We start from the raw sequence: 23,850 nt of genomic DNA, 5'->3' as shown, positions 1-23,850 counted from the left end.
ATGCCGCTGCCTGCGGAATTACGGCAGCGTCGGAAACCAACAGGTTGCGATACTTGAGCCAACCGAACGTTACGTGGATGAGGGTTTAAAATGCAGAATGTCATGGCAGAGCAGCAAGCATACTCCGATAACAACCTGTTACTGGATGCACGTGAGCAGAACGTGCCGCGTGGCGTCGTCACCGCGCATCCGCTGGTGATCGAGCGCGCCAGAGGCAGTGAAGTATGGGACGTGGAGGGCAATCGCTATCTCGACTTTGTCGGCGGCATCGGCGTGCTCAATGTCGGTCACAATCACCCGGCGGTGGTCAACGCCGTGACCCGCCAGCTCGGTCTGGTCTCGCACGCCTGTTTTCAGGTGGTGGCTTATCCGGGCTACATCGCGTTAGCGGAGCGGCTGAACCGGCTGGTAGGCGGAGACGAAGCCTACAAGAGCGTCTTTTTCACCAGCGGCGCCGAAGCGGTAGAAAATGCGGTGAAGATTGCCCGCGCCCACACGCAGCGCCCCGGCATCATCGCCTTTGACGGTGCATTCCATGGCCGCACCCTGCTGGGGGTCACCCTGACCGGCATGTCCGCCCCTTATAAACAGAACTTTGGCCCGTTCCCTGGCGAGATTTACCGGCTGCCTTTCCCCAATCCGCTGCATGGCATTACGGAGGCGGATTGCCTCAAGGCGCTGGAGCAGCTCTTCGCAGTGCAGATCCTGCCTGAGCGGGTGGCGGCGATCATTATCGAGCCGGTGCAGGGCGACGGGGGCTTCCTGCCTGCAGGCCCGGCCTTTATGCAGGCGCTGCGCCGCATTACCAGCCAGCACGGCATTCTGCTGATTTGTGATGAAGTGCAGTCCGGCTTCGGGCGAACCGGCACCATGTTCGCGTTCCAGCAGCTGGGCATTAAACCGGATTTGATCACGCTGGCGAAAAGCCTGGGTGGCGGCCTGCCGATTTCCGGTGTGGTGGGACGGGCGGAGATCATGGACGCGCCAGCGCCGGGCGGACTGGGCGGCACCTACGGCGGCAATGCGCTGGGGTGTGCGGCGGCGCTGGCGGTGCTGGATCTGTTTGAGCAGGAGAACCTGCTACAGCGTTCCTGCCAGCTCGGTGAACAGCTCAATGCCCGGCTGCGGCAGCTGGCGGATAAATATGCCTGCATCGGTGATGTGCGCGGCGTGGGCTTTATGCAGGCGGTGGAAATCCTCGATTTCGAAACCGGCCGCCCGGATGCGGCCCTGACGCAGAAGATCCTCGACAGCGCCTGTCAGGAAGGACTGCTGCTGATCAAGTGTGGTCTGCATCGTAATACGATCCGTTTCCTGGCCCCGCTGGTGACGACCGACTCCCAGCTGGAAGAGGCGCTGCATATCTTCGATATCGCGCTGGCGCGTGCCACAGGCCGTCTGGGTTAAACTGCGATTCCTCATTGATTTTATTGAAGTAATTTAAAAACCTCCTGCTGGTATAACCACTGCGAAGCGCTGGCGCATTTACCGTAAAGCGTGATATATCTTCCGGAGGTTCTGAACATTTGCTTAAGCGCCTGGCCCGTCAGGCCAGGTTATTGCCAGCCTGCAATACTGACGCCTGATGGGCCAGGCTCTGACAATGAGGGGTGCTATGAACGGCTTAATGAAACTCGACCGCATCGACATCAACATTCTGGTGCAACTCCAGAAAGATGGCCGTATCAGCAACGTTAACCTCGCCGACGCAGTAGGCCTTTCCCCCAGCCCCTGTCTGCAACGGGTCAAACGTCTGGAACAGGCTGGTTTTATTACCGGTTATGAAGCCCACATCAATCTCACCCGCATTACCGATTCTGTGACGGTCTTTACCGAAGTCACGCTGTCGGGTCATCGCCGCGAAGATTTTATGAAGTTTGAAACGGCGATGCGCAGTGTCGATGAGCTGATGGAGTGCCATCTGATCACCGGCGGCTACGACTATCTGCTGCGCTTTATTACCCGCAGCATTGAACATTACCAGGAAGTGATTGAGAAAATGCTGGATGCGCAGATCGGCATCGACAAATATTTCAGTTATATCGTGATCAAATCGCCCATCATGAAAAGCAGCGTGCCGTTGCGTTCACTTATCGACAAGCAGAATTCTGTCGAACTCGGGGCGTAGTGACCAGAGCCGGGGGCCGATCCTCTGCGCTTTTTACGGCAGAGGGTCACTATCTCCATTCACCGCACCCGGCGCAGACCGCGCTCCGGGAGATGTGCAGACCTGCACGCTTTACCCTGATTTTTCCCTTACCCGCCCGTTCACTCTGCATCATGCATCGGCCTGACTCCCCTCAGCATAAAATTTCTTCCCGGCGCAAAATTCAGTCGCTGCATCCGGTTTCAGGGCGCGCTTCAGCCTCACCCGATCAGCGAACCCCCTTAGACTGTTTTTAACCGTTATCAGGAGTTGTTATGAGCTCATTACTGATTGCTGACCAGCAGTGGCAGCGCGATGCGTTCACCGTCTCCACCGACCGTCAGCGGCTCGACCTGGCGTGGATACACCACCAGCTGGCGGAGAAGTCCTACTGGGCACAGGGCCAGCCGCGCGAGAAAACCCTGCGGGCGATCGCCGGTTCGCTGCCGTTTGGCCTCTATCACCAGCAGGCGCAGATTGGCTTCGCCCGTCTTATCACCGATTACACCCGCTTTGGCTGGCTGTGCGACGTCATCATTGACGAAAACTGGCGTGGACACGGACTGGGCAGCTGGCTGGCGACCTGCGTCCGTGATCATCCGGAGCTGCAAACGGTGCATCGCTGGATGCTGTCGACCCAGGATGCGCATCAGGTCTACCAGCGTCTCGGCTGGCGTGTGGTGCAACACCCCGGGACGCTGATGGAATTTCCCCCTCCCTGACTCAGGAGTTAACCCGAGATGCGATACCGCGTTGGCGTGGATATTGGCGGATCCTTTACCGATTTTGCCGTGCTCGATCAGCAAACGAACCAGATTCATACCCTGAAAGTCCTGTCGCGCCCGGATCAGCCCGGCAGTGAAATCACCACCGGGCTGGCGCAGTTTCAGCAGCGTCAGGGAATCGACCCCGCGGAGATTGGCTACTTTACCCACGGCACCACGGTCGGCATCAACGCGGTGATCCAGCGGCGTGGCGTGCGGCTGGCGCTGTTCGCCACCGAGGGCTTCTGCGATGTGCTGGAGCTGGCCCGGCTGAAAATTCCCCATATCCATGACCTCTTTTCGCGGCGTCCTGCACCGCTGATCTCGCGCGACCGGGTTTTTGCCATCCGTGAACGCATGGACGCGCAGGGCAGGGTACTCCAGCCGGTGGACCGCCAGAGCGTACTCGACGCTATCGCGCAGGCGCGCGCTGCGGGCTGCCAGGGCATCGTGGTCTCCCTGCTCCACAGCTATCGCAACCGGCACAATGAAGCGGCCGTGAAAGCGATTATCAATGCGGAGGCACCCGAGCTGCTGACCTCCTGTTCTGCCGACATCTGGCCCATTATCCGCGAATATGAACGCACCATTACCGCGACCATCAACGCCTACGTGCAGCCGATGGTGATCCACTACCTTGAATCCTTTGAGCAGGCGCTACAGCGGCTCGGCGTGCAGCCGCCGCCGCGCATCACCAAATCGAACGGTGGCGTCATGGGCGTCGACCAGGCGAAACGTGAATGTGTGCAGATGGTTCTCTCCGGCACCGCATCCGGGGTCATCGGGGCCAGCTATCTCGCCAGCGCCTGTGGGTTCGGCAACATTCTCAGCCTCGATATCGGCGGCACCAGTGCTGACGTGGCGGTGATCATCGACGGCAACGTGGCGCAGGGCAACGGTGAAATCATCGGGGACTTCCCGATTTACATTCCCTCCGTTGCCGTTACCTCGGTAGGCCAGGGCGGCGGCTCGCTGGCGTGGATTGACGGGCAGGGCGTGCTGCAGATGGGCCCGGACAGTGCCGGCTCGCTGCCTGGCCCGGTCTGCTTCGGGCGTGGCGGCACGCAGCCGACCGCCACCGACGCCTTTGCCGCCTGCGGCATGATGGGGCATGGCGCGCTGGGCTACAACGCTGTTGCCGTCGATGTCGCGGCCGCCTGTGCCGCCTGGCAGCCGCTAGCCGATGCCCTCGGCCTGACGGTGCAGGAGACCGCGCAAAACGCCATTGAGCTGGCCATCTCCGGTATGTACAGCGACACCAGCGGCCTGCTGTCACGGTTCGGCCTCGATCCGCGTGAATTCTGGTTCCTCGCCTTTGGAGGCGCCGGGCCGATGATGGGCTGTTTCCTGGCCCGTGAACTCAACCTGAAAGGGGTAATTGTGCCGCCGACGCCCGGAGTGCTGTCGGCGCTGGGCGGGCTGGTGGCTGACATCCGTAATGACTTTATCCGCACCCTCTACAGCGATCTGACTCCTGCCCTGGCCGACACCCTGGCCACGGAAGCGCAGGCATTACAGCAGCGCGCCTGCAACTGGCTGACTGAGGAGCACGGCAGCGCGATGCCTTACAGCCTGCAGTTCAGCGCCGATATGCGCTATCAGGGACAGTCGTTTGAGATCGACGTGCCGCTGGAGGCAGGCTGGCTGACGCAGGCCGATTTTACGGCGCTGCATGACGCTTTTGATCGCCAGCATCAGCAGCTGTTTGGTCACTGTGATCCGCAGGCCCCGGTGCAGCTGATTAACCTGCGGCTGGTGATCACCTCACCGACGCCGAAACCGGTTATTGCCCCGCTGGCCCCGGCGACGGAACCGGTGCCGGTGCTGAAGCAGACGGAAGCGTGGATTGACGGGGCCTGGCATCAGGTTGATCTGGTGCTGCGGTCCGGGCTGCGCGCCGGCCATCAGCTCAGCGGCCCGGCCATCATTGCTCAGGATGACTGTACCACCTGTGTGCCGCCCGGCATGGGCGTCACGGTCGACACTTTTGGCAACCTGCTGATTACGGCGAACGAGGCATAACATGGCGATTGACGGACGTAACTTACAGATCCTGGCGAACTACTGCGCTGCCGCCGCCGATGCGATGGCCTTTACGCTGATGCGCACTGCGCACTCCACCTTCGTTAAGGAGACGGAAGATTTCTCCTGCCAGATTGTCAGCCGCAGCGGGCTGGCGTTTGCCTCACCCCGCAGTTTTGGTGCGCCCTGGTACAGCGGCATTGACTATGCGCCGGTGCTGGCGCTGATAGAGGAGTACGCCGAGGGTGACATCTGCATCACCAACGACGCCTACGCCGGAAACGTTGCGACCCACTCCCCCGACATCCACATCTGGAAACCGGTGTTCCACCAGGGCGAGATTGTCTGTTTCGTGGTGGGACATATTCACAACACCGATGTTGGCGGTGCCGTGCCCGCCTCGCTGTCGCGTTCGCTGACCGACATTGTGCAGGAGGGGATTCGCATCCCGCCGCTGAAGATCATGCGACAGGGTCAGCTCAACGAAGAGGTCGCCAGCATCATGCGGCTCAACGTGCGGGTGCCGGACCAGAACTGGGGTGACTTCAAGGCACAGCTGGCCTCGGTCAACGTGGGCGAGCGGAAAATTCACGACATTATTGCCCGCTTTGGCATCGACGATTTCCTGCAGGGCATTGAAGGCATTCTGGATTACGCCGAGGCGCAGGCGCGCACGATCATCGCGACCATTCCCGACGGTGAATACTTTTATGCCGACTACGCCGATGAGGATGGCGAGGGGGGCTATCCCTGCCGCATCGCCGTCACGCTGCGGGTGCAGGGCGATCGGCTTGAGCTGGATTACACTGGCAGCGACCCGCAGCTGGCCTCGTCGCTGAACATGCCCACGGGCGGACGGGAGCGACATCCGCTGGCGCTGGTCGGCGTCACCTATGTGCTCTCCACGCTGGATCGCTCCCTGTTGCTTAACGCGGGCACACTGCGGCCCACCCGCGCCATTCTGCCGCCAGGCACGGTCATGAACTGCGAGGCGCCCGCTGCGGTAGGCATGCGTTCGCTGACCTGTGCGCTGTCGCAGATTGCCACCGTCGGCGTCTTCTCACTGGCGATGCCCGACCGTCTGCCCGCCAACTCGCCCGGTGGCAACTCGATCATGAATATCCGCACCCAGACGCACAACCGCAGCGTGGTGGCCTCGCTGGGCCCGGTGGGCGGCGGTGCGGGCGGTACGCCGCGTCATGACGGCCCCGACGGTTCCGGCGGCCTGTCTGCCTTCCTGAAAAATACCCCGATTGAGATCAACGAAGCGGAAGTGCCGATTCGCTTCCATCGCTACGGACTGGCGCAGGACAGCGCCGGAGCGGGCCACTATCGCGGCGGCCTGGCGACAGAGATGGCGTTCGAGATCTTCTCGCCCAACACCACGATTACCGCGCGCAACCGCAACCGCTCGGTCTTCGCCTCGGCGGGGGTTGTGGGCGGACAGAGCGGGGCGCTCTCGCACTTCCAGACCCGACGCAATGGCGAGGTCATCCGGCACGGCAACACCGATGTGATCCACTGCCAGCCGGGGGACGTGGTCGAAGTCCGCGGGCCGGGTGCCGGGGGCTACGGGCTGCCGTCACAGCGAGATGCGGAGGCGGTCCTGCAGGATGTGCGCTGCGGTTACCTCAGCCTAGACGCCGCCAGGGCGCAGTATGGCGTGGTAGTGGTGAATAACCGCGTGGATCGGGTCGCGACTGAGCAACTGCGTGCTGTCATGCCGCAGCGGGTCACGCACCATTTTGAGCATGGCGAGGCGCGTCAGCGCTTTGAAAAACTCTGGACACCGCAGCGCTATCAGTCACTGACCACCTTTCTTGCCGCCGCGCCGGTCAGCTGGCGTCACTTCCTGAAAACCCAGGTTTTCCGGGCGGTCGCAGAGGCAGGCGAAACGGCGGACATGGCGCAGATATTCAGTGATTTGCGTCAGCGCTACCCGGCTATGGCGAACAATTAACGGCGATGGCGCATCGTCGACTACGCTTTAAGTCTGCATGGACTACAAGGGGAACCGCGACGATGAGCATGAAAACCAGTGATTTTTTTGTCCAGCGCCTGAAAGAGTGGGGTGTGAGCCGCATTTACGGCTATCCGGGGGACGGGATCAATGGCGTGCTGGGGGCCATTCAGCGCGCGAACGCCAAAGGGGACGGCATCGAATTTATTCAGGTGCGGCACGAAGAGATGGCCGCTTTTATGGCGGCCGGTCACGCGAAGTTCACCGGTGAGCTGGGTGTCTGCCTCTCAACCGGCGGGCCGGGTGCGACCCATCTGCTGACCGGGCTCTATGATGCAAAAATGGATCATGCGCCGGTGCTGGCGATTGCCGGACAGGCGGAAGCGACCGCGCGCGGGGCCAGTTATCAGCAGGAGATGAACCTGGACCGCATCTTCTCGGATGTGGCGAACTTCGTTCAGGAAGCCGCCACCCCGGCGCAGGTGCGTCACCTGCTTGATCGTGGCGTGCGGATTGCCAAAGCGCAGAATGGCGTGGCGGTGGTGATCCTGCCGAAAGATATTCAGGATGAAGCCTGGCAGCCGCCGCAGCATCTGCACGGCTTCACCCACTCTGGCAGTGGCTATCAGCGGCCGAAAGTGATCCCCTATGAGGAGGATCTGCAACGCGCCGCTGAGGTGCTCAACGCCGGTAAAAAAGTGGCGATTCTGATCGGGGCAGGCGCACGCAATGCCGCTGTCGAGGTGGTGCAGGTCGCCAATGTGCTGGGGGCCGGTGTGGCAAAAGCGCTGCTGGGCAAAGATGTGCTGCCGGACGATGCGCCCTTTGTAACCGGCTCGATTGGCCTGCTCGGCACCAAGCCCTCATCCGATTTAATGCAGAACTGTGACACCCTGCTGATGATCGGCAGCGGCTTCCCCTGGACCGAATTTCTGCCGGAGGAGGGCAAGGCGCGAGCGGTGCAGATCGATATCGATCCCGCCATGCTCGGCCTGCGCTATCCCAGCGAAGTGAATCTGCACGGCGATGCGGCAGAAACCCTGCGCGCGCTGCTGCCGCTGCTGGAGCACAAAGAGGATCGCAGCTGGCAGGAAGAGATTGCGGTTCAGGTGCGTGACTGGTGGACGCTGATGGAGGAGCGCGCGATGGCACCGGCGAACCCGGTCAATCCGCAGCGGGTGGTGTGGGAGATGTCCCCGCAGCTGCCGGACAACGCCATTGTCACCTCTGACTCCGGTTCCTGTGCCAAATGGTTTGCCCGCGACTATCGCGTTAAACAGGGGCAGCGGGCCTCGCTCTCCGGCGGGCTGGCCTGTATGGGCGCGGCGGTGCCTTACGCCATTGCAGCGAAATTTGCGCACCCGCATAAACCGGTGGTGGCGCTGGTGGGTGACGGCGCCATGCAGATGAACAACATGGCTGAACTGATCACCATCCAGAAATACTGGCAACAGTGGGCCGATCCGCGCCTGATCGTCTGCGTGTTTAACAACGAAGATCTCAACCAGGTGACCTGGGAGCAGCGCGTGATGGAGGGCAACCCCCGCTTTGACGCCTCGCAGCAGGTGCCGGACGTGAAGTACGCGGAATTTGCCCGCTCGCTGGGCATGGTCGGGATTTTCGTGGATAACCCTGACGACCTCGCAGGGGCCTGGCAGCAGGCGCTCAGCGCCGATCGCCCGGTGCTGCTGGAGGTGAAAACCGATCCGGAAGTGGCGCCGTTACCGCCGCATATCACCTTTAAACAGGCAAAAGCCTTTATGGCCTCCATGGCGAAGGGCGATCGGGGCGCAGCGCAGATCATCAGCGACACCGCCAGCCAGCTGTTCCATAAAAGCACGAAGGGCTAAGCCAGGCGACGGCGCCTCGCTAGCCTTATCTGTCTCTCCCCGGATACGTTCGTATCCGGGTCTTATTGCTTCATCAAACGCAACAGGAGTCCTACTATGGCGGCTCAATCAGGCTCAGTCTGGTTTATATCAGGATGTTCGACCGGTTTTGGTCGGGAACTGGCGCAGCAGACTATCGCGCGAGGTTTTAACGTGGTGGTGACGGCCCGGAACCTGTTGGCCGTGGCCGATCTGGTGGAAGGTCATGATAATGCGCTGGCGGTCGCGCTGGATGTCACGCAGCAGGCGAGTATCGATCAGGCGGTGCAGGCGGCCATCGGTGCGTTCGGAACGATTGACGTGCTGGTGAACAACGCCGGTTACGGCTATCAGAGTTCGATTGAAGAGGGGGTGGAGAGCGAAATCCGCGCCCAGTTTGACGCTAACGTCTTCGGTCTGTTTGCCCTGACGCGCGCCGTGCTGCCCGCGATGCGCCAGGCGCGCAGGGGGCACGTTATCAACATTACCTCGGTAGCCGGATTGATCGGCTTTGCCAGCTCAGGCTATTACGCCGCCAGCAAACATGCGGTGGAGGGCTGGTCCGATGCGCTGGCCCAGGAGGCCGGGCCGCTGGGCATTCATGTCACCTGCGTCGAGCCAGGCCCGTTCCGCACCGACTGGGCCGGACGCTCGCTGCATCAGACGCCAAGCACGTTGCCGGACTATGCAGAGACCGCCGCCGCGCGAATGAAAGCCACTGCCGACTACAGCGGCACGCAGAAGGGCGATCCGGCGCGCGCCGCCGCAGCGATGATCGCAATTACTGAACATGATCATCCGCCCCGGCATCTGGTGATGGGAGCCTGGGGCCATGACGCCGTGACCAGCAAACTCAAAGAGCGGCTGGCGGAGATTGAGGCGTGGAAACAGACATCGGTGGAAACCGATTTTCCGGAATCGCAGTGAGTTGCAGGTGGCATGAAGCCGCTGCGGTTTAACCAGAAGCGGTTTAAAAACAGGAAAGGCCCGAATATGGGCCTTTAAGCGCTAATCGGGGATGTTAGCTTCCTGCCTTTCGCGCGCGTTCAGTTCTTTTAACTTACGGCGCAACAGGGCAGATGAGGAACGTTTTCTCGCCTGAGCTAACTGGGCTTTAATGGCGGGTAGATCGGGCCTGTCCAGCCACTCAGCAATCAAAAGTGCCCTTAACTCCCTGTTCTCGGCATCAGCCGCATCTGTGATGCCATTGTGTTTATCGTAAAACGACATAGCAAGCTCTCCCTGTAGTCACTGTTTTATAAGCCTGGAAATAGTCCGGGATTAAAGGTTGCGGCGCTTTCTTCGGCAACCCGGTCCGGCGATTGTAGCGCAGTTCATTTTTTAACCCAGGCAAAGCGTCGTAGATCTCCTCAAGGGCTGTCGGACGATTGCGGTCAACGATCTCTCCTGATGCAGCCTGGAAAACAAAACCGCCCACAAAGAAGCTTTCATGGTGTGCCATTAATGCCAGGAGTACGCGTTTGATAACGACAGCACTGCCTAATCCTGCAAAGCTGATATGGCGGAAATCACCCAGGCATTCCATACCATCAAAGACGTCAAAACAAACTTCATAAATATCTTCTTCAATGCGCACTTCTCATCCCTGTCGTAACTTATAAATCCCTGAAACCCGATTTTCAGTTCCTGCGCAGCACCGTCAAACATCCATGGTAAAAATAAGGTTATTCATTCCAGCATTTCAGCCGCCGTTGCGGATTAACAACACCGTTTTGTAAGCCAGCCCGCAAAACCATTCACCTTTCACGCCCCCTTATCGCGCAGCCCTGCGCCATCATCGTGCTGAAAAAATAAACAGGCGTGCCCGTCCGCCACCATAAGAATTCGATCTTGTATCCCAGGCCGTATTCCATCTGGCATCCCTGCTTCAGAGCGCCCGGCCTGGTGTCAGCTGGCACGGTTCATGCACTACCTGACGGGTACAATTCTGGCGAGGTAATCCATGTTTGACTCCTTATTAGACGAAGATGCCACCACGATGGCCGCACTTATTCGCAGCGGGGAGGTGTCAGCCTGCGAGCTGACCGGGGCCGCACTGGAGCGGATGGCGGAACGGGAACCGGCAATACAGGCCTTTTGTACCCCCACGCCCGAACTGGCGATGGCGCAGGCCAGGGCGCTGGATGCCCGTCGCGCTCGCGGAGAGACGCTGGGCGCGCTGGCAGGGGTGCCGCTGGCGGTGAAGGATTTGATCTGCACGGCCAGTGTCAGAACCACCTCCGGTTCGGCGGCTTACCGGGATTTCGTGCCGGAAGAGGATGACATCACGGTAGAACGCCTGCTGGCCGCCGATGCCATTCTGCTGGGTAAAACCACCGCACCGGAGTTTGGCTACAGCGCGGTCGGGCACAATCCGCTGTTTCCGTCGCCGCGTAATCCCTGGGATCCTGAGATGACGCCCGGCGGCTCCAGTGCCGGGTCCGGTGCGGCCGTTGCGGCGCGGCTCTGTCCGATTGCGCTGGGCAGTGATGGGGGCGGATCGGTTCGCATTCCGGCGGCGCACTGCGGCATCTTTGGTTTCAAGGCGTCGATGGGGCGGGTACCGCTCTGGCCCGGCTGCCGCGATGAACGCTATCCCGGCGTGTCGAGCTGGGAGTCGCTGGAGCACATCGGCCCGATGACGCGCAGCGTGCGCGATGCCGCCCTGATGATGTCACTGATGGCGGGCCCGGACATGCGGGATCGTCACTCCATCCCCTGCAGCGACGTTGACTGGCTGGGCGCGCTCCGGCAGCCAGCCAGCAAACTGCGCATCGCGTTCAGCGCAGACCTGGGTTATGTCGCGGTGGACCCGGAAGTGCGGGCGGTGGTCAGTGCGGCCGTGCAGCGCTTTGCCGCTGAAACCGGCGCGGAACTGGAGCTGGCCGATCCGGGCTTCAGCGATCCGGCCGCCGCTTTCGGTGCGCTGGTGGCGATGGAGAGCGATCTTACCGGCATGCGTCAGATGATGGCGGAGCAGGGCAGCGCCATGTCACCCCATCTGATCGCCATGCTGCAGCGCGAGTGGCGGGCGGAAAACTTCACTGACGCCATCGCGGTCCGCAAAGCGGTCAGCAACAGCCTGTGGCGCTTTATGCAGCATTACGACCTGCTGATCACTCCGACGCTGGCAGTGCCGCCGTTTCCGCTGGGAAGCCAGGGGCCGGAAATCATTGCGGGGCGGATGGTCCGCAGCGACCACTGGCTCTCATTCTGCTATCCGTTCAACTTCACCGGTCAGCCCGCGGCGTCGGTGCCCGCCGGTTTTACCGCCCGCGGCCTGCCCGTGGGTCTCCAGATTGTCGGACGGCATCTTGATGATGCCTTAGTGCTGGCTGCCAGTGCCGCTTTCGAGCGCATTCAGCCGTGGAATCACCTTCAACCGGGAATCACACAATGAAAACATCGTCTTCACCTGCGCTGGAGCAGGAGTTTGAACACCAGCCGGTGCCAGTGTCGCATCGTCACTCCACCCGCTCGGTCTCGGCAGTCTGGTTCGGTTTTCCGATGATCCTCACCAATGCGTTATTTGGCGGCATCATCACCTGGCATCTGGGCTTCTGGCCTGCACTGATCGCCATTTTGCTGGGGAATCTGGTGCTGTTTGCCTATGTCGGCGCGCTGAGCTGGTTCGCCGGCAACAGCGGCATGAATTTCGCCCTGCAGGCACGGCGCACCTTTGGCAGCAAAGGCTATATCCTGGTCTCCGGTTTTCTCTCGACGGTGGTGATCGGCTGGTATGCCTTTCAGACCGGCCTCACCGGCACGGTGATTAATCAGACCTTTGGCTGGAACGCGCTGGCGGTGACGGCCTTTGCCATGCTGCTCTACACCGGCATCACCTTTCTTGGCGTGCGGGCGCTGTCGGTGCTGGGGATGATCGCCGCGCCGCTGTTTGTGGTGCTCGGCATCGTGGCGCTGTGGCTGATAGGGCGGGATCATGATTTCGCCGTCGTCACGCAGTGGCAGGGCAGCGCCAGCGCGGCGGGTGCCATGAGTATGGGCACCGCGGTCACGATGGTGGTCGCCGGTTTCGCCGACTCCGGCACCATGACCGCGGACTTTACCCGCTGGTCGAAGAATGGCCGCTCGGCGGTGATCGCGGCTTTTTCCGCTTTCCCGGTTGCCAACGTGATCTCCTACCTGTTCGGCGTGGTGATTGTGGCGGTAGGCGCGGCGGTTGACCCGCTGACCAACGGCGGAAATTTCCTGCCGATGCTGATGGGCCACAGCGCGTTTCTCTCGGTGGTCGCCTGTCTGTTTGTCTTTATTAACCTCGGATCGGTCTGCACACACTGTCTTTACAACGGCGCGGTGGGATTCAGTCATCTCTTCAGCAGCAAAATGCGGCTCTGGACGCTGATTCTGGGTGGCATCGGCGGCGTGCTGGCACTGGCGGGGGTCTGGTCTTACTTCCTGGAGTGGCTGAGCCTGCTGGGCATCGTGGTGCCGCCGTTTGGCGCAGTGATGATCGTGGATTTGATCTTTATGGCGCGTATCAGCGAACAGCGTCCGGCAGAGCGTTTCCGCGGTACCGCGTTCGCCGCCTGGGCGATTGGCAGCCTCTGTGCGGTCATCGCTCATGTGGCCTTTCCGCAGTTCGGTGAAGCCGTCATCGGCCTGGTCACAGCCGCCCTCAGTTACAGCCTGATTAGCAAACTGCGCATGCCGCGCCCGGAAATGGAGAACAGTCATGCCCGACTACAGCGTTAATTCCACCCCCTACGCCTGGCCGTTCGATGGCCGTTTTACCCCGGCTGACACTGCCCTGATCGTCATTGATATGCAGACCGACTTCTGCGGCGTGGGTGGCTATGTCGATAGCATGGGCTATGACATCAGCCTGACCCGTGCGCCCATCGCCCCGCTGCAGCAGGTGCTGGCCGCGATGCGTGCGCGGCAGTTTCCGGTTATTCATACCCGCGAAGGGCACCGGCCCGATCTCAGTGACCTGGCAGCCAATAAGCGCTGGCGGTCGCGGCGGATGAATGCCGGGATTGGCGATGTGGGGCCGTGTGGCCGCATTCTGGTGCGGGGTGAACCGGGCTGGGAGATTATCCCGGAGCTGGCGCCGCTGCCGGACGAGGTGGTGGTGGATAAGCCGGGCAAAGGCTCGTTTTACGCCACCGATCTGGAGCTGATTCTGCGCAGTCGCGGCATCCGCAATCTGATCCTGACCGGCATCACGACGGATGTCTGCGTTCACACCACGCTGCGCGAAGCCAACGATCGCGGCTTTGAGTGTCTGGTGCTCTCCGACTGCTGCGCGGCAACCGAACGGCGTCACCACGAGGCGGCGCTGAGCATGATCCATATGCAGGGCGGCATTTTCGGCGCGGTCGCCTCGTCTGCGGCGCTGCTGGACAGCCTGGGCGCATAGCGGTCTGCTGCTGATACGGATAGCCCGGGCGCACCGGCGCGCTCAGGCTATCCTCCCGGCCGTTACGCCTGCGGCGTCGTCTCTGGCGCGGCGGAGGTCATCAGCGCCGCAAGCTGATCGGCGGGCACCGCCTGACTGAAGAGATAGCCCTGCAACTGATTACAGCCTGCATCCGCCAGCGCCGACATTTGTCCCGGCGTCTCGACACCCTCCGCCGTCACCATCAGGCCCATGGCATGCCCCAGTTTCACCACCGACTCCACAATCGCCACGGAATTTTCCGCCACGCCCAGCGACTGGGTGAAAGAGCGATCGATTTTGATTTTATCGACCGGGAAGGTACTCAGATAGTTGAGGCTGGAGTAGCCGGTGCCGAAATCATCCAGCGCAATGCGGAAACCCGCTTCACGCAGCGCCACGATAATCGCGCGCGCCTCCCGTTCATCCTCAATCAGCACGCCTTCGGTGATCTCCAGCTCCAGGCGCTTCGGGTCGCCGCCGTGCTGGCTGACAATCGCCATGATCCGCTCGACAAAGCCCGCCGATCGGAACTGCACGGGCGAGACGTTGACCGCCACCAGCAGCGTCGGGAAACGCTGCTGCGTGGCACAGGCTTCAGCGAGCACCCACTCACCCAATGGCATAATCAGGCCGGTCTCTTCGGCAATCGCAATAAACTCACCGGGTGCGATCAGGCCGCGTGTCGGGTGGTGCCAGCGCAGCAGCGCCTCAATTCCGACCATCTGCTGACCGCCGATATCCATCAGCGGCTGATACCATACCTCCAGCCCCTGACGGCTCTGCAGCGCCGAGCGCAGATCCGCCGCAATCGCCTGGCGGGTGCGCACCGACTCATCCATCGCCCGTTCAAACTGCCGATATTTGCCACGCCCGCCGCTTTTGGCTTCATACAGCGCGATATCCGCTTTGCGCATCAGCTCCAGCCGATCGATACCGTCTCTGGGCGCGAGGGAGAGCCCGATACTGGCACCGCTCCACACCTCGCTGCCAAACAGCGTCACAGGCAGGGCCAGCTCGTCGACGATGCGCTGGGCCAGACTCTGCGCCTGGCCCAGGTTTTCGACATCCGGCATCACCACAATAAATTCATCGCCCCCGATGCGTCCCACGGTGTCGCTGGCGCGCACGATCCGGCTCAGGCGCTGCGCCACGGCGATGATCAGCTCATCGCCGGCGTGATGACCATAGGTGTCGTTGATGGTTTTGAAGCGGTCAAGATCGATCAGCAGCAGGGCCACCCGCTGATCGTGGCGCGTCGCCAGCGCCAGTGCCTGCGTCATGCGCTCTTCAACCAGCGCGCGATTGGGCAGACCGGTCAGCACATCATGAAACGCCAGATGCTGTGCCTGCGCCTCAGAGGCGCCGAGCCGCAGCATCGACTGCGACAGGCTGACCAGCGAATGCCAGAGCCGCCACACCATATAGAGACACAGCAGGGAGATCGCCAGCACCGCCAGCCCGGTTGAGGGGCCGATGGTCCGCAGCATCTGCGCACCGGGACGGGAGGGAACCCACTCCAGATACCCCACCGGATCGCCCGCCTGCGCCACCAGCAGATAGCGCGCCGCGCTGCCTGGCTGCGCCGTGCCGTCTGTGAAGTGCAGATCCTGAAGCTGATTGCGTTCCGCCAGGCTCGCCAGATAGCCATCATCCAGAAATTTCAGGCTCACCAGCCGGAAACGGGGCAGGGTGCGGTTCTCCTGCTGAATATTGCCGATGGCCAGAGCGGCGGCACGGTTCGTGACCCGTGCATAGTCGGCCCTGTCCGGGCGCGCCGGATCGGTGACCAGCGTACTCTGCAATACCTCAGCCGCCAGCAGATCGCTATCCGGCGCAGCGACCGGCTGGCCCTCGCGCCAGACTCTGATGATCTGGTTCTGCTGATCCAGCACCATAATCAGCTGATGTCCGAACATTTCGTAAAGCCATTCACCGATGTTCTCATCCAGCCAGCGGTCGCTGTTGCTCGCTGAGAGGTGCTGCTCAAGCGGCGCCCAGCGCGACAGGCTGTGCAGCTGGCGCAGATGTTCATTCAGGCTCTGCGAAAACGAGGCTTCAATCATCCGCTGCTGTTGCTGCCGGGCTTCGGCGTTAGTGAGAGAGGTGCCGATAAACAGCGCCGCGCCCGCACCCGCAAAGGTGAGCAGCAGGATGGCGACCAGCGGTACCAGCACTTCACGCAGAAAGCTGCGGCGGAAATCAGCAGAAAGTTTAATGCTATTAATCATATTGTTGTTTTTCTCAGCTACGGCGGGGCACAGTTTAAAATTAGCAGACAAGACTCTGTCGTCTACAGTCAGCGGGGGTTATAGTGAGTCCGGCAGCAATTTTTGTTGTCCCAAAGGAACGAAAAGGGTCAGAAAAGCGAAACGGTTATATCAGGCAGGTTAATGATATCGGCCAGGGCCGCAGGCAACTTCTGTCACTGTCCGTCACGTTGCCTGTCCCGGCTGAAAGGCAAAAGAGGCGCATCCGGGGCGCGGGCTGGCGAGGCTTTTCCTGTCAACTTTGCAGGTATGGTTCATACTTGAACCCATTGATTGTATTACAGACGGATGACCGTGAAGACAACGGTTACTGCATGTGTCACTTATCTGACAACCCGGTGTTGTCAGCTTACTAAAAGGGAAAATAATGCCATTGTTATTCGGTGAGTTATCTGGTTTCCCGTCGTGGGTACCTGTTGTATTACTCGTCTCGCTTTCATTTGTACTGGGTTTCCTGGGCCGTCTTATCCTGCTCGCGTTTATCCGCTACTGGCAAAGTCGCGACCGGAAGCTGTTCAAATCGCTGGAGAAGCACCTCAGTGGGTCGATGTTCTTTTTCATCCCGTTATTAATGATCAATGTGGGTCTTAATTACATTAACTTCCATCCAGACTCGCTGGATCTAATTACCAACATCATCAATGTCTTTATTATTATGTCGTTTTGCTCAGTGTTAATACGCCTGACCAATGTGGCGCAGGATATGCTTTATATCCGCTACGACATCAATATCTCTAATAATCTGCGCGCGCGTAAAATCCGCACACAGATTATCTACGTCAAAAAAGTGGTTATTGTCATTCTGGTGTTATTCTGCCTGTCGCTGATTCTGCTGAGTTTCCCGAGCGTGCGTAAATTTGGCACCACCATCCTGGCAGGGGCCGGTGTGGCGGGGATTATCATAGGTTTTGCGCTACAGAAGTCGCTGGTCAATCTGTTCGCCGGTATCCAGATCGCCTTTACCCAGCCGATTAAAATTGATGATGCGGTGGTGGTAGAGAAAGAGTGGGGCTGGATTGAGGAGATTAACCTGACCTATGTGGTCGTGCGGATCTGGGATCTGCGCCGCCTGGTGCTGCCGATCACCTACTTTACCGAGAATCCGTTCCAGAACTGGACGCGCAACAACGCTCAGATTCTCGGTTCAGTCTTTCTCTATGTGGACTACTCAATGCCGCTTGAGCCTCTGCGGACGCACTTTGAAAAGGTGCTGAGCGAAACCCGACTCTGGGATGGAGAAACGCAGGTGCTTCAGGTGACCGATACCACCGAGAAAACCATGACCATCAGGATGCTGATGACCGCGCAGAACTCGCCAATCGCCTTTGATTTACGCTGCTACGTGCGGGAAAAGATGATCGAGTTTATTCAGCAGAACTACCCGGAAAGCCTGCCGCAGGTAAGGGCATCGCTGACGGATAGCGGGCGTGAGAAGGGAGAGAGAGGAGTGGCTGAGCAGGTTTCAGGCATGGTGGACTGAGTGGTTTTTCGCGCTCCAGGGAGGGTGACCGTCACCCCTGAATGACACAAATGAGCCCTGACAGGCTCATTTGTGCTTCTGGTTGCTTCGGGTGCCGTGACCTGAGTGGCGGTGCAGAAAATTCACACCAGGCGGATGCGCATACCGTGGATACCGGACGTTCGTAAGGGTGTTACAGAGCGTAGCCACAGAACAGGTACTGTAAGCAGGGTAGTGTCTGCTATGGGCGAGAAGCAGACGAGAATCGTCAATGGCATTCAATGCTCCGAGCGAGATGACATAGGCTAACTGAGCCGCCTGTTTGCGGAAATAATCGCTGTGAATGTTAAATGTGTTAACGCCAAATAACACAAATCACCTCATCTATGCCTGTCTGGCGTTATAGTATTTATACCTGTGTCATTAAAGTATTGAAAGAAATGTCAAAGCCTGAAAAACTCCTTACCGTCACCTGATATCAATTTTTTTAACATTTCATTAATAAATAATGAGGCTATTAATTTCAGGCAATTTAACTTACAGGCTGGGATAACTGACTATCATATTCATGCTGTGCTGCTATTACTGCTTCAAGATTTTCATTAGTCCATTCAAGTAAAGTGTGAAAAATTTTGTCTAGCGAGTGACCTAAGGGTGTCATTCGGTATTCGACGGCAATAGGTGAAGTGGCCACTACGCATCTTTCCACAATCCCATTTCGTTCAAGTTTGCGCAAACATTGCGTCAAAGCCTTCTGAGTTATCCCACCGATTTTACGCTTTATCTCGTTGAATCTTATTGGCTTTTCGCTCACGGTCAATATTACCAGTACGGACCATTTATCGGATATCTGGTCTAAAATAATCCTATTAGGACAAGATGCAATTCTATTTGACGTTGTCATAAACCCGGTTTCCTGTTTGCTACTTAGTAGGTAAAAAGTGCCTGATTGACCTGTTCTGCATTCTGTATATCATCGAATCTGATTCCAGTGAAACTAAACCCTCTTAGGTCAGATCACTTTTCTCTTATACGTTGATGTTAAATTTAAAGGGTTAAATATGATTGCAGTGACAGGTGCAAACGGTAAATTGGGTAAGCAAGTCATTATAAAGCTTCTTTCCTTTTATCCTGCAGAAAAAATTGTTGGGCTTGTGCGAAATCCTCAAGACGCAGGAGACCTTATCGAATTAGGTATACAGGTTAAACAAGCCGACTACGATAAACCTGAAACATTATCAGCAGCGTTAACTGGCATTGAAAAGCTGTTATTGATTTCAGCTGTGATTCCCAGTGAAAGATCCAGGCAGCATAAAGCCGTCATCGATGCTGCGCATCAGGCTGGCGTTAATTTAATTGCTTATACCAGCCAGTTACGTGCGGATACTTCGTCGTTCTCTTTGGCAAAAAGTCACAGAGAGACGGAGAGTTATATTAAAAAAAGTGGAATGGCGTACACCATCCTGCGTAATGGGTGGTATATAGAGAACCATACCGACAATCTTAATAAAGCTTTCCAGCATGGTGTACTGTTAGGCTCATCAGGAAAAGGACGCTTTTCCTCTGCTTCCAGAGAGGAATATGCTGAAGCTGCTGCTGTAGTGTTATCTCAGGATGGGCACATTGGAAAACTATATGAGCTTGCGGGTAGCGATGCTTACACCATGTCTGAGTTAGCTGATCAGGTTAGCGAGTTGATCGGAAAAAAAATCGACTATCTCAATTTATCCTATCATGATCTTAAGCAAGTGCTTTTATCAGTTAACATACCTGAAATGATTGCAGATGTTGTTATTGAAGCAGATAAGCTATCGCAATTGGATGAATTATATAGCGACAGTAATGATCTCTCTAACCTGTTAGGAAGAAAAACGCTACCTATTCAGCAGGTGATTATTAACGAAATTAAACAAAAAAGACTGGGCTAATTCAATCAAGGTCTGGTGTCGATGTTAAGCTAAGTTTTTCTATTGTCTGGTATTGAGACAGGCAGGGAAGCCCATTTGATTTTATCAATACCCGGTTATATGGCCCTGTTTTACAAGCATGTAAAGCTTTAGAATATCCAGTTTAGTCATGCTAGCCAGGACTGGTGTGGAAAGATCATCATACCAGCACGAGGGAACAACGTTCGCTTAGCCTGAGTTGCTTTATTTATCTTCGGGTGACAATATTTTGCCTTTAGGTAAATTTCGGGTTTAGAAAAATTTGATAAAGTCATTCATCATAATAGTTGTGAAATAGAAAAGTAAGCGATGCTTTCTTCAGAAGTATTATGCAAATATATCTCTTTGTGTATCTCTATGGATATGCATAAGGTGAGGCTGAGGGGAAATAAGGATTGAATATTCGTAATATAAAAAAGACTTTAATGAAAGCGTCGGTAGCGTCTTTTTGCTTCTTTTTTATGACGTTTTCTAACGCAGAGTCGGGAGAAAGTCATGATTTCGCGCTTTCTAAGTCAGAAATCAATGGTGGAAAAGAAAAATATCCGCGATATTATGAAGTTGTGGCTAAGAACTTAGTCATTTCAGGATGCAGCCTCACTACTTCCTGTGCCAATTTAAGTTTAAAAAATGAAGGATTCATTCGCATAGGGTTTATTACTTATAAGCTGCGCTGGTTTAAATTTTTTGCGCAGGATGTTAGGTATTACCTCAATGAGATGTTCCGTCACCAATGAAACCCCTCTGCAGGCAACCGGCAGTTCAGGCGAACGCGAAGATCTTGAGGTGACCTTATGAGTAACGCCAGTGATAAATGACGCCGTAAGACCGGCCCAGATGATAACAGCTGTATATATCCTGCAATGCTTAATCCCTGTCCCGACAGCCCAATCCCTCCTTCAGCAATAAATGAGCGGATATCACATCGTTTACGGCTATATTGACGTTCAGTGAGAGAATAGACGGCGTGGCTTGTCGATCATGCTTATCAGATTCAGTGGCTATCAGGCTGACATTGATGAAGCGGATACTAACCCGGTCAATTTTTTCGATTGAGGAGATTACCCTGAGCTATGTGGTGGTACGGATCTGGGATCTTTGCTGCCGATTACCGACTTTACCCAAAATCCTTCCCAGAACTGGACGCGCAACAACGCTCAGATTCTCGGTTCGGTCTTTCTCTATGTGGACTATTCAATGCCGCTTGAGCCTCTGCGGACGCACTTTGAAAAGGTGCTGAGCGAAACCCGACTCTGGGATGGGGAAACTCAGGTGCTTCAGGTGACCGATACCACCGAGAAAACCATGACCATCAGGATGCTGATGACCGCGCAGAACTCACCAATCGCCTTTGATTTACGCTGCTACGTGCGGGAAAAGATGATCGAGTTTATTCAGCAGAACTATCCGGAAAGCCTGCCGCAGGTGAGGGCATCGCTCACGGATAGCGGGCGTGAAAAGGGAGAGAGAGGAGTGGCTGAGCAGGTTTCAGGCATGGCGGACTGAGTGGTTTTGAGCGCTCCAGGGAGGGTGAATGTCACCCCTGAATGACACAAATGAGCCCTGACAGGCTCATTTGTGCTTCTGGTTGCTTCGGGTGCCGATACTTGAGTGGCGGTGCAGAAAATTCACACCAGGCGGATGCATATCCCGTGGATACCGGACGTTTGTAAGGGTGTTACAAAGCGTAGCCACAGACCAGGTGCTGTAGGCAGGGTTGTGTCTGCTATGAGCGAGAAGCAGATTCTGGCAGTGTTTCCTACGCCTTTCGAACGAAGTCATATACATTTTATTAATTTGCCAGAAACCACCCAGAGTAAACGTCTGCTTACATCTAGATATTTAAATACACATCTTAGTTACATTTTAAAGCATTTTTCATTATTCAGAGGTTGGGTTACTGTAAAAAAACAAATCTCCAAAATTTTATCCTGCCTTCACGGCAGATACCTTTGCATTTGTTTTTGACAAGAATGCAACAAATTTAATCTAAAGATAACAATAAAGTAATTTGGTTGTTTTATCAGCATTTTCTCAAATTAATAGCGCATTCATATCATCAGAAAAAGCTAATGTTACCGGTAACTCTGCCGATAGAAATTTTATCTTTTAGAGGGAGATTAAAATGTCGGCCATCAGAAAATTTAAACTTTCAAGAGTACTTCTCACCAGTGGCATATTCATCATCGTTATTCAGCTTTGCGTAGGATTAGTATTTCTCAACTATTTAAAGTCTGACAGAGATAATTTCAGAAACGCTGACGTTGTGAGTAAAAAAGTACGGCTTTTGAGCGACATCTGGACACAGTTAAACGAGGTGAGAGCAGACACTAACCGGATTGCTCTGTGGTTGATCAAAGATGGTCCGGGCAGTGAAAAAGTAAATTATTTTATTGCCCATGGAGAAAAGATCCTTAGTCAGGCAAGAAAAGATTTTTCCAGCTATCAGCAACTGGCTGATATCAGGGGAGTACCAGAAGATATACAAAAATCTCTCCAGAAAAGCTTTCAGGCATATTCGGCCATTTTGCAGCAGTCGTTAAGTAATGGCTATAAGAAGGATGCAAATCTTATGTTCTCGATTAATGCCGGCCCCTATAAGGATAAAATGCAAAGCGATTATGATGCATGGCGAAGCAGGGTGGCAGATATCAGCGTCCATATTTCCGAAAAAAGCAGCGAGACTTACTCTAAGGTGACTGTGTTTTTCTATGGAATGATAATTTTCAATCTCATATTTATGTTCGGACTTATCAGGGTGTTTAAAAACGTGCTTATCCAACCCCTGTCACAGGTGTATGCGCAACTGGAACGTATTCAGTCAGGCGATCTTACCAGTGAGGTTAAAACAGAATTCCCTCGCAAAACTGAAATAGGGGGATTATTCTTTAAACTCAGTGAGATGCAGTCAGGCCTTATCAGGGTAATTTCCGAGATAAAAGAGGGGTCACTGAATATTGTCAAGGGTATCAGTGAAGTGAGTTCCGGCAACAATGAACTTTCAGCCCGCACGGAACAGCAGGCAGCGTCCATTGTTCAGACAGCATCCAGTATGGAGGAAATGACTGTGGCGGTTAAAAATAACGCGCAAAACTCTGCTGATGTCTCTGAACTGATTAACGACACCAGAACAAAGTCTGAACAGGGTAAATCCGTAGTCCTGTCACTGTCAGACAGGTTGAAAACCATGCAGGAAAAATCGTCAAAAATTAACGATATCACCGGCATTATTGAAAGCATCGCTTTTCAGACCAATATCCTGGCACTGAATGCGGCCGTTGAGGCAGCGAGGGCGGGCGAGCACGGGAAAGGATTCGCTGTCGTAGCCGGAGAAGTCAGGAATCTTGCGCAAAAAAGCTCATCGTCAGCGAAGGAAATCAGCGATCTTATTAGCGATTCAGTAACGGAAATTGAAGAAGGTGCAAAGCTATCTGATGTCGCTCAGGATTCAATTTCAGGCGTTTATGATGCGATACTGGAGATACATGATGTAATGCACAACATCAGAACCGCTACGGATGAACAAAGCAAGGGGCTTGAGCAAATCAACATTGCTATTTCTGAACTTGACACTGTTACCCAAAAAAACTCTGCACTGGCTGAAGAGACCTCATCAGCAGTAATGCTTGTTGAGAGTGAAACCGTGAATCTGAATCGCGTGGTTGATTCATTTAAAACCGGCTAATTCGATATGTCGCTTAACGAATAAATCAGATGGCGGGGTATTCAAATGCTGAAAACAAGTTTTGAATATCCTTGCTTTACGTCAATAGTGACATTTACATTAAGACTTCTCAGCGCCTGTTTGCTGCCTGTCGGCCGTTTCCGGCACCTTTCCCTGTCCGTATCCTGAAAAGACGTCCCTGATGATCCCGGCATGTTTGCATTACTACGCGGTAAGATCTGTTCTACGCGGATTAGCAAATGCACTGTTGGAAACATCCGCTTCTGTCTTGGACAGACCGTTGCGCCGCAACGGCCGCTATGAGCTTTTTGTGGTCATCACGCTCGTCTTTT

At 56.1% G+C, this 23,850-nt stretch carries 18 protein-coding genes and 1 pseudogene; 15 read left to right on the top strand and 4 right to left on the bottom strand.

From position 1 onward, the window contains the following. Positions 1 to 90: 90 nt before the first annotated feature. The 7 genes from gabT (at position 91) to AC1V0D_RS08055 (ending at position 9,687) form a co-directional block, all read left to right on the top strand. Positions 91 to 1,407: a 4-aminobutyrate--2-oxoglutarate transaminase gene (gabT, locus tag AC1V0D_RS08085; RefSeq protein ID WP_009089421.1), complete on the top strand. Its 1,317-nt coding sequence runs from the start codon at positions 91 to 93 to the stop codon at positions 1,405 to 1,407. A gap of 208 nt (positions 1,408 to 1,615) precedes the next feature. After that, positions 1,616 to 2,128 carry an Lrp/AsnC family transcriptional regulator gene (locus tag AC1V0D_RS08080; protein WP_009089422.1) on the top strand — a complete coding sequence of 171 codons (513 nt, stop codon included), beginning with the start codon at positions 1,616 to 1,618 and terminating at the stop codon, positions 2,126 to 2,128. Positions 2,129 to 2,421: 293 nt separating this feature from the next. Beyond that, a complete protein-coding gene (locus AC1V0D_RS08075) occupies positions 2,422 to 2,868 on the top strand; it encodes a GNAT family N-acetyltransferase (RefSeq protein WP_009089424.1) in 447 nt (148 codons plus the stop codon). A gap of 18 nt (positions 2,869 to 2,886) precedes the next feature. Continuing rightward, positions 2,887 to 4,932 (top strand): hydantoinase/oxoprolinase family protein, encoded by a 2,046-nt coding sequence (locus tag AC1V0D_RS08070; protein ID WP_482907220.1) that lies wholly within the window; start codon positions 2,887 to 2,889, stop codon positions 4,930 to 4,932. A gap of 1 nt (position 4,933) precedes the next feature. Beyond that, positions 4,934 to 6,892, top strand: coding sequence for a hydantoinase B/oxoprolinase family protein (locus AC1V0D_RS08065; protein WP_154927693.1), 1,959 nt, complete (start codon positions 4,934 to 4,936; stop codon positions 6,890 to 6,892). Positions 6,893 to 6,954: 62 nt separating this feature from the next. After that, positions 6,955 to 8,742 (top strand): thiamine pyrophosphate-requiring protein, encoded by a 1,788-nt coding sequence (locus AC1V0D_RS08060; protein ID WP_482907219.1) that lies wholly within the window; start codon positions 6,955 to 6,957, stop codon positions 8,740 to 8,742. A 96-nt stretch (positions 8,743 to 8,838) separates the two neighbouring features. Next, entirely contained in the window at positions 8,839 to 9,687 is an 849-nt protein-coding gene (locus tag AC1V0D_RS08055) for an oxidoreductase (protein WP_482907218.1), read from the top strand. An 81-nt stretch (positions 9,688 to 9,768) separates the two neighbouring features. Here the strand turns inward: AC1V0D_RS08055 and AC1V0D_RS08050 are convergent, their stop codons facing one another. Continuing rightward, entirely contained in the window at positions 9,769 to 9,990 is a 222-nt protein-coding gene (locus AC1V0D_RS08050) for a hypothetical protein (RefSeq protein WP_009089432.1), read from the bottom strand. Then, positions 9,974 to 10,357 (bottom strand): hypothetical protein, encoded by a 384-nt coding sequence (locus tag AC1V0D_RS08045; protein WP_482907217.1) that lies wholly within the window; start codon positions 10,355 to 10,357, stop codon positions 9,974 to 9,976. The genes AC1V0D_RS08050 and AC1V0D_RS08045 overlap by 17 nt, the downstream gene beginning before the upstream one ends. Positions 10,358 to 10,723: 366 nt before the next feature. Between AC1V0D_RS08045 and AC1V0D_RS08040 the strand changes: the two genes are divergently transcribed. Genes AC1V0D_RS08040 through biuH form a run of 3 tightly spaced genes read left to right on the top strand, consistent with a single transcriptional unit; the run spans position 10,724 to position 14,140 of the window. Then, positions 10,724 to 12,160, top strand: coding sequence for an amidase (locus AC1V0D_RS08040; RefSeq protein WP_482907216.1), 1,437 nt, complete (start codon positions 10,724 to 10,726; stop codon positions 12,158 to 12,160). After that, positions 12,157 to 13,473 carry a purine-cytosine permease family protein gene (locus AC1V0D_RS08035; protein ID WP_154927697.1) on the top strand — a complete coding sequence of 439 codons (1,317 nt, stop codon included), beginning with the start codon at positions 12,157 to 12,159 and terminating at the stop codon, positions 13,471 to 13,473. Before AC1V0D_RS08040 ends, AC1V0D_RS08035 begins: the two co-directional genes overlap by 4 nt. Continuing rightward, a complete protein-coding gene (biuH, locus tag AC1V0D_RS08030) occupies positions 13,454 to 14,140 on the top strand; it encodes a biuret amidohydrolase (RefSeq protein ID WP_482907215.1) in 687 nt (228 codons plus the stop codon). The genes AC1V0D_RS08035 and biuH overlap by 20 nt, the downstream gene beginning before the upstream one ends. Positions 14,141 to 14,202: 62 nt before the next feature. Here the strand turns inward: biuH and AC1V0D_RS08025 are convergent, their stop codons facing one another. Continuing rightward, positions 14,203 to 16,389 (bottom strand): putative bifunctional diguanylate cyclase/phosphodiesterase, encoded by a 2,187-nt coding sequence (locus AC1V0D_RS08025; protein WP_482907214.1) that lies wholly within the window; start codon positions 16,387 to 16,389, stop codon positions 14,203 to 14,205. 406 nt (positions 16,390 to 16,795) lie between these two features. Here AC1V0D_RS08025 and AC1V0D_RS08020 point away from each other — a divergent pair, with 406 nt between their 5' ends. Further along, positions 16,796 to 17,908, top strand: coding sequence for a mechanosensitive ion channel family protein (locus AC1V0D_RS08020; RefSeq protein ID WP_482907213.1), 1,113 nt, complete (start codon positions 16,796 to 16,798; stop codon positions 17,906 to 17,908). A 511-nt stretch (positions 17,909 to 18,419) separates the two neighbouring features. Here AC1V0D_RS08020 and AC1V0D_RS08015 read toward each other — a convergent pair. Beyond that, on the bottom strand, positions 18,420 to 18,791 hold the full coding sequence (locus AC1V0D_RS08015) for a winged helix-turn-helix transcriptional regulator (RefSeq protein WP_072215496.1): 372 nt from the start codon (positions 18,789 to 18,791) through the stop codon (positions 18,420 to 18,422). A 157-nt stretch (positions 18,792 to 18,948) separates the two neighbouring features. Here AC1V0D_RS08015 and AC1V0D_RS08010 point away from each other — a divergent pair, with 157 nt between their 5' ends. From AC1V0D_RS08010 to AC1V0D_RS07995, 4 genes and pseudogenes are all read left to right on the top strand, one after another. Then, complete coding sequence (locus AC1V0D_RS08010; protein ID WP_482907212.1) at positions 18,949 to 19,815, top strand: SDR family oxidoreductase; 867 nt, start codon at positions 18,949 to 18,951, stop codon at positions 19,813 to 19,815. 413 nt (positions 19,816 to 20,228) lie between these two features. After that, positions 20,229 to 20,570 (top strand): hypothetical protein, encoded by a 342-nt coding sequence (locus AC1V0D_RS08005; RefSeq protein WP_482907211.1) that lies wholly within the window; start codon positions 20,229 to 20,231, stop codon positions 20,568 to 20,570. Positions 20,571 to 20,884: 314 nt separating this feature from the next. Beyond that, a pseudogene (locus tag AC1V0D_RS08000) lies at positions 20,885 to 21,339 on the top strand (mechanosensitive ion channel family protein); the annotation flags it as partial. 619 nt (positions 21,340 to 21,958) lie between these two features. Then, on the top strand, positions 21,959 to 23,518 hold the full coding sequence (locus tag AC1V0D_RS07995; RefSeq protein WP_009089444.1) for a methyl-accepting chemotaxis protein: 1,560 nt from the start codon (positions 21,959 to 21,961) through the stop codon (positions 23,516 to 23,518). Positions 23,519 to 23,850: the final 332 nt, after the last annotated feature.

The organism is Pantoea sp. PA1, assembly GCF_056856975.1.
Note: the sequence above shows the minus strand (reverse complement) of the source record. Positions and strands in the feature narration are given on the sequence as shown.

Bases quoted from the DNA above. Each gene is read 5' to 3' on its own strand.
- gabT (WP_009089421.1), top strand. From the start codon at position 91: ATGCAGAATGTCATGGCAGAGCAGCAAGCATACTCCGATAACAACCTG.
- AC1V0D_RS08080 (WP_009089422.1), top strand. From the start codon at position 1,616: ATGAACGGCTTAATGAAACTCGACCGCATCGACATCAACATTCTGGTG.
- AC1V0D_RS08075 (WP_009089424.1), top strand. From the start codon at position 2,422: ATGAGCTCATTACTGATTGCTGACCAGCAGTGGCAGCGCGATGCGTTC.
- AC1V0D_RS08070 (WP_482907220.1), top strand. From the start codon at position 2,887: ATGCGATACCGCGTTGGCGTGGATATTGGCGGATCCTTTACCGATTTT.
- AC1V0D_RS08065 (WP_154927693.1), top strand. From the start codon at position 4,934: ATGGCGATTGACGGACGTAACTTACAGATCCTGGCGAACTACTGCGCT.
- AC1V0D_RS08060 (WP_482907219.1), top strand. From the start codon at position 6,955: ATGAGCATGAAAACCAGTGATTTTTTTGTCCAGCGCCTGAAAGAGTGG.
- AC1V0D_RS08055 (WP_482907218.1), top strand. From the start codon at position 8,839: ATGGCGGCTCAATCAGGCTCAGTCTGGTTTATATCAGGATGTTCGACC.
- AC1V0D_RS08050 (WP_009089432.1), bottom strand. From the start codon at position 9,990: ATGTCGTTTTACGATAAACACAATGGCATCACAGATGCGGCTGATGCC.
- AC1V0D_RS08040 (WP_482907216.1), top strand. From the start codon at position 10,724: ATGTTTGACTCCTTATTAGACGAAGATGCCACCACGATGGCCGCACTT.
- AC1V0D_RS08035 (WP_154927697.1), top strand. From the start codon at position 12,157: ATGAAAACATCGTCTTCACCTGCGCTGGAGCAGGAGTTTGAACACCAG.
- biuH (WP_482907215.1), top strand. From the start codon at position 13,454: ATGCCCGACTACAGCGTTAATTCCACCCCCTACGCCTGGCCGTTCGAT.
- AC1V0D_RS08025 (WP_482907214.1), bottom strand. From the start codon at position 16,389: ATGATTAATAGCATTAAACTTTCTGCTGATTTCCGCCGCAGCTTTCTG.
- AC1V0D_RS08020 (WP_482907213.1), top strand. From the start codon at position 16,796: ATGCCATTGTTATTCGGTGAGTTATCTGGTTTCCCGTCGTGGGTACCT.
- AC1V0D_RS08015 (WP_072215496.1), bottom strand. From the start codon at position 18,791: ATGACAACGTCAAATAGAATTGCATCTTGTCCTAATAGGATTATTTTA.
- AC1V0D_RS08010 (WP_482907212.1), top strand. From the start codon at position 18,949: ATGATTGCAGTGACAGGTGCAAACGGTAAATTGGGTAAGCAAGTCATT.
- AC1V0D_RS07995 (WP_009089444.1), top strand. From the start codon at position 21,959: ATGTCGGCCATCAGAAAATTTAAACTTTCAAGAGTACTTCTCACCAGT.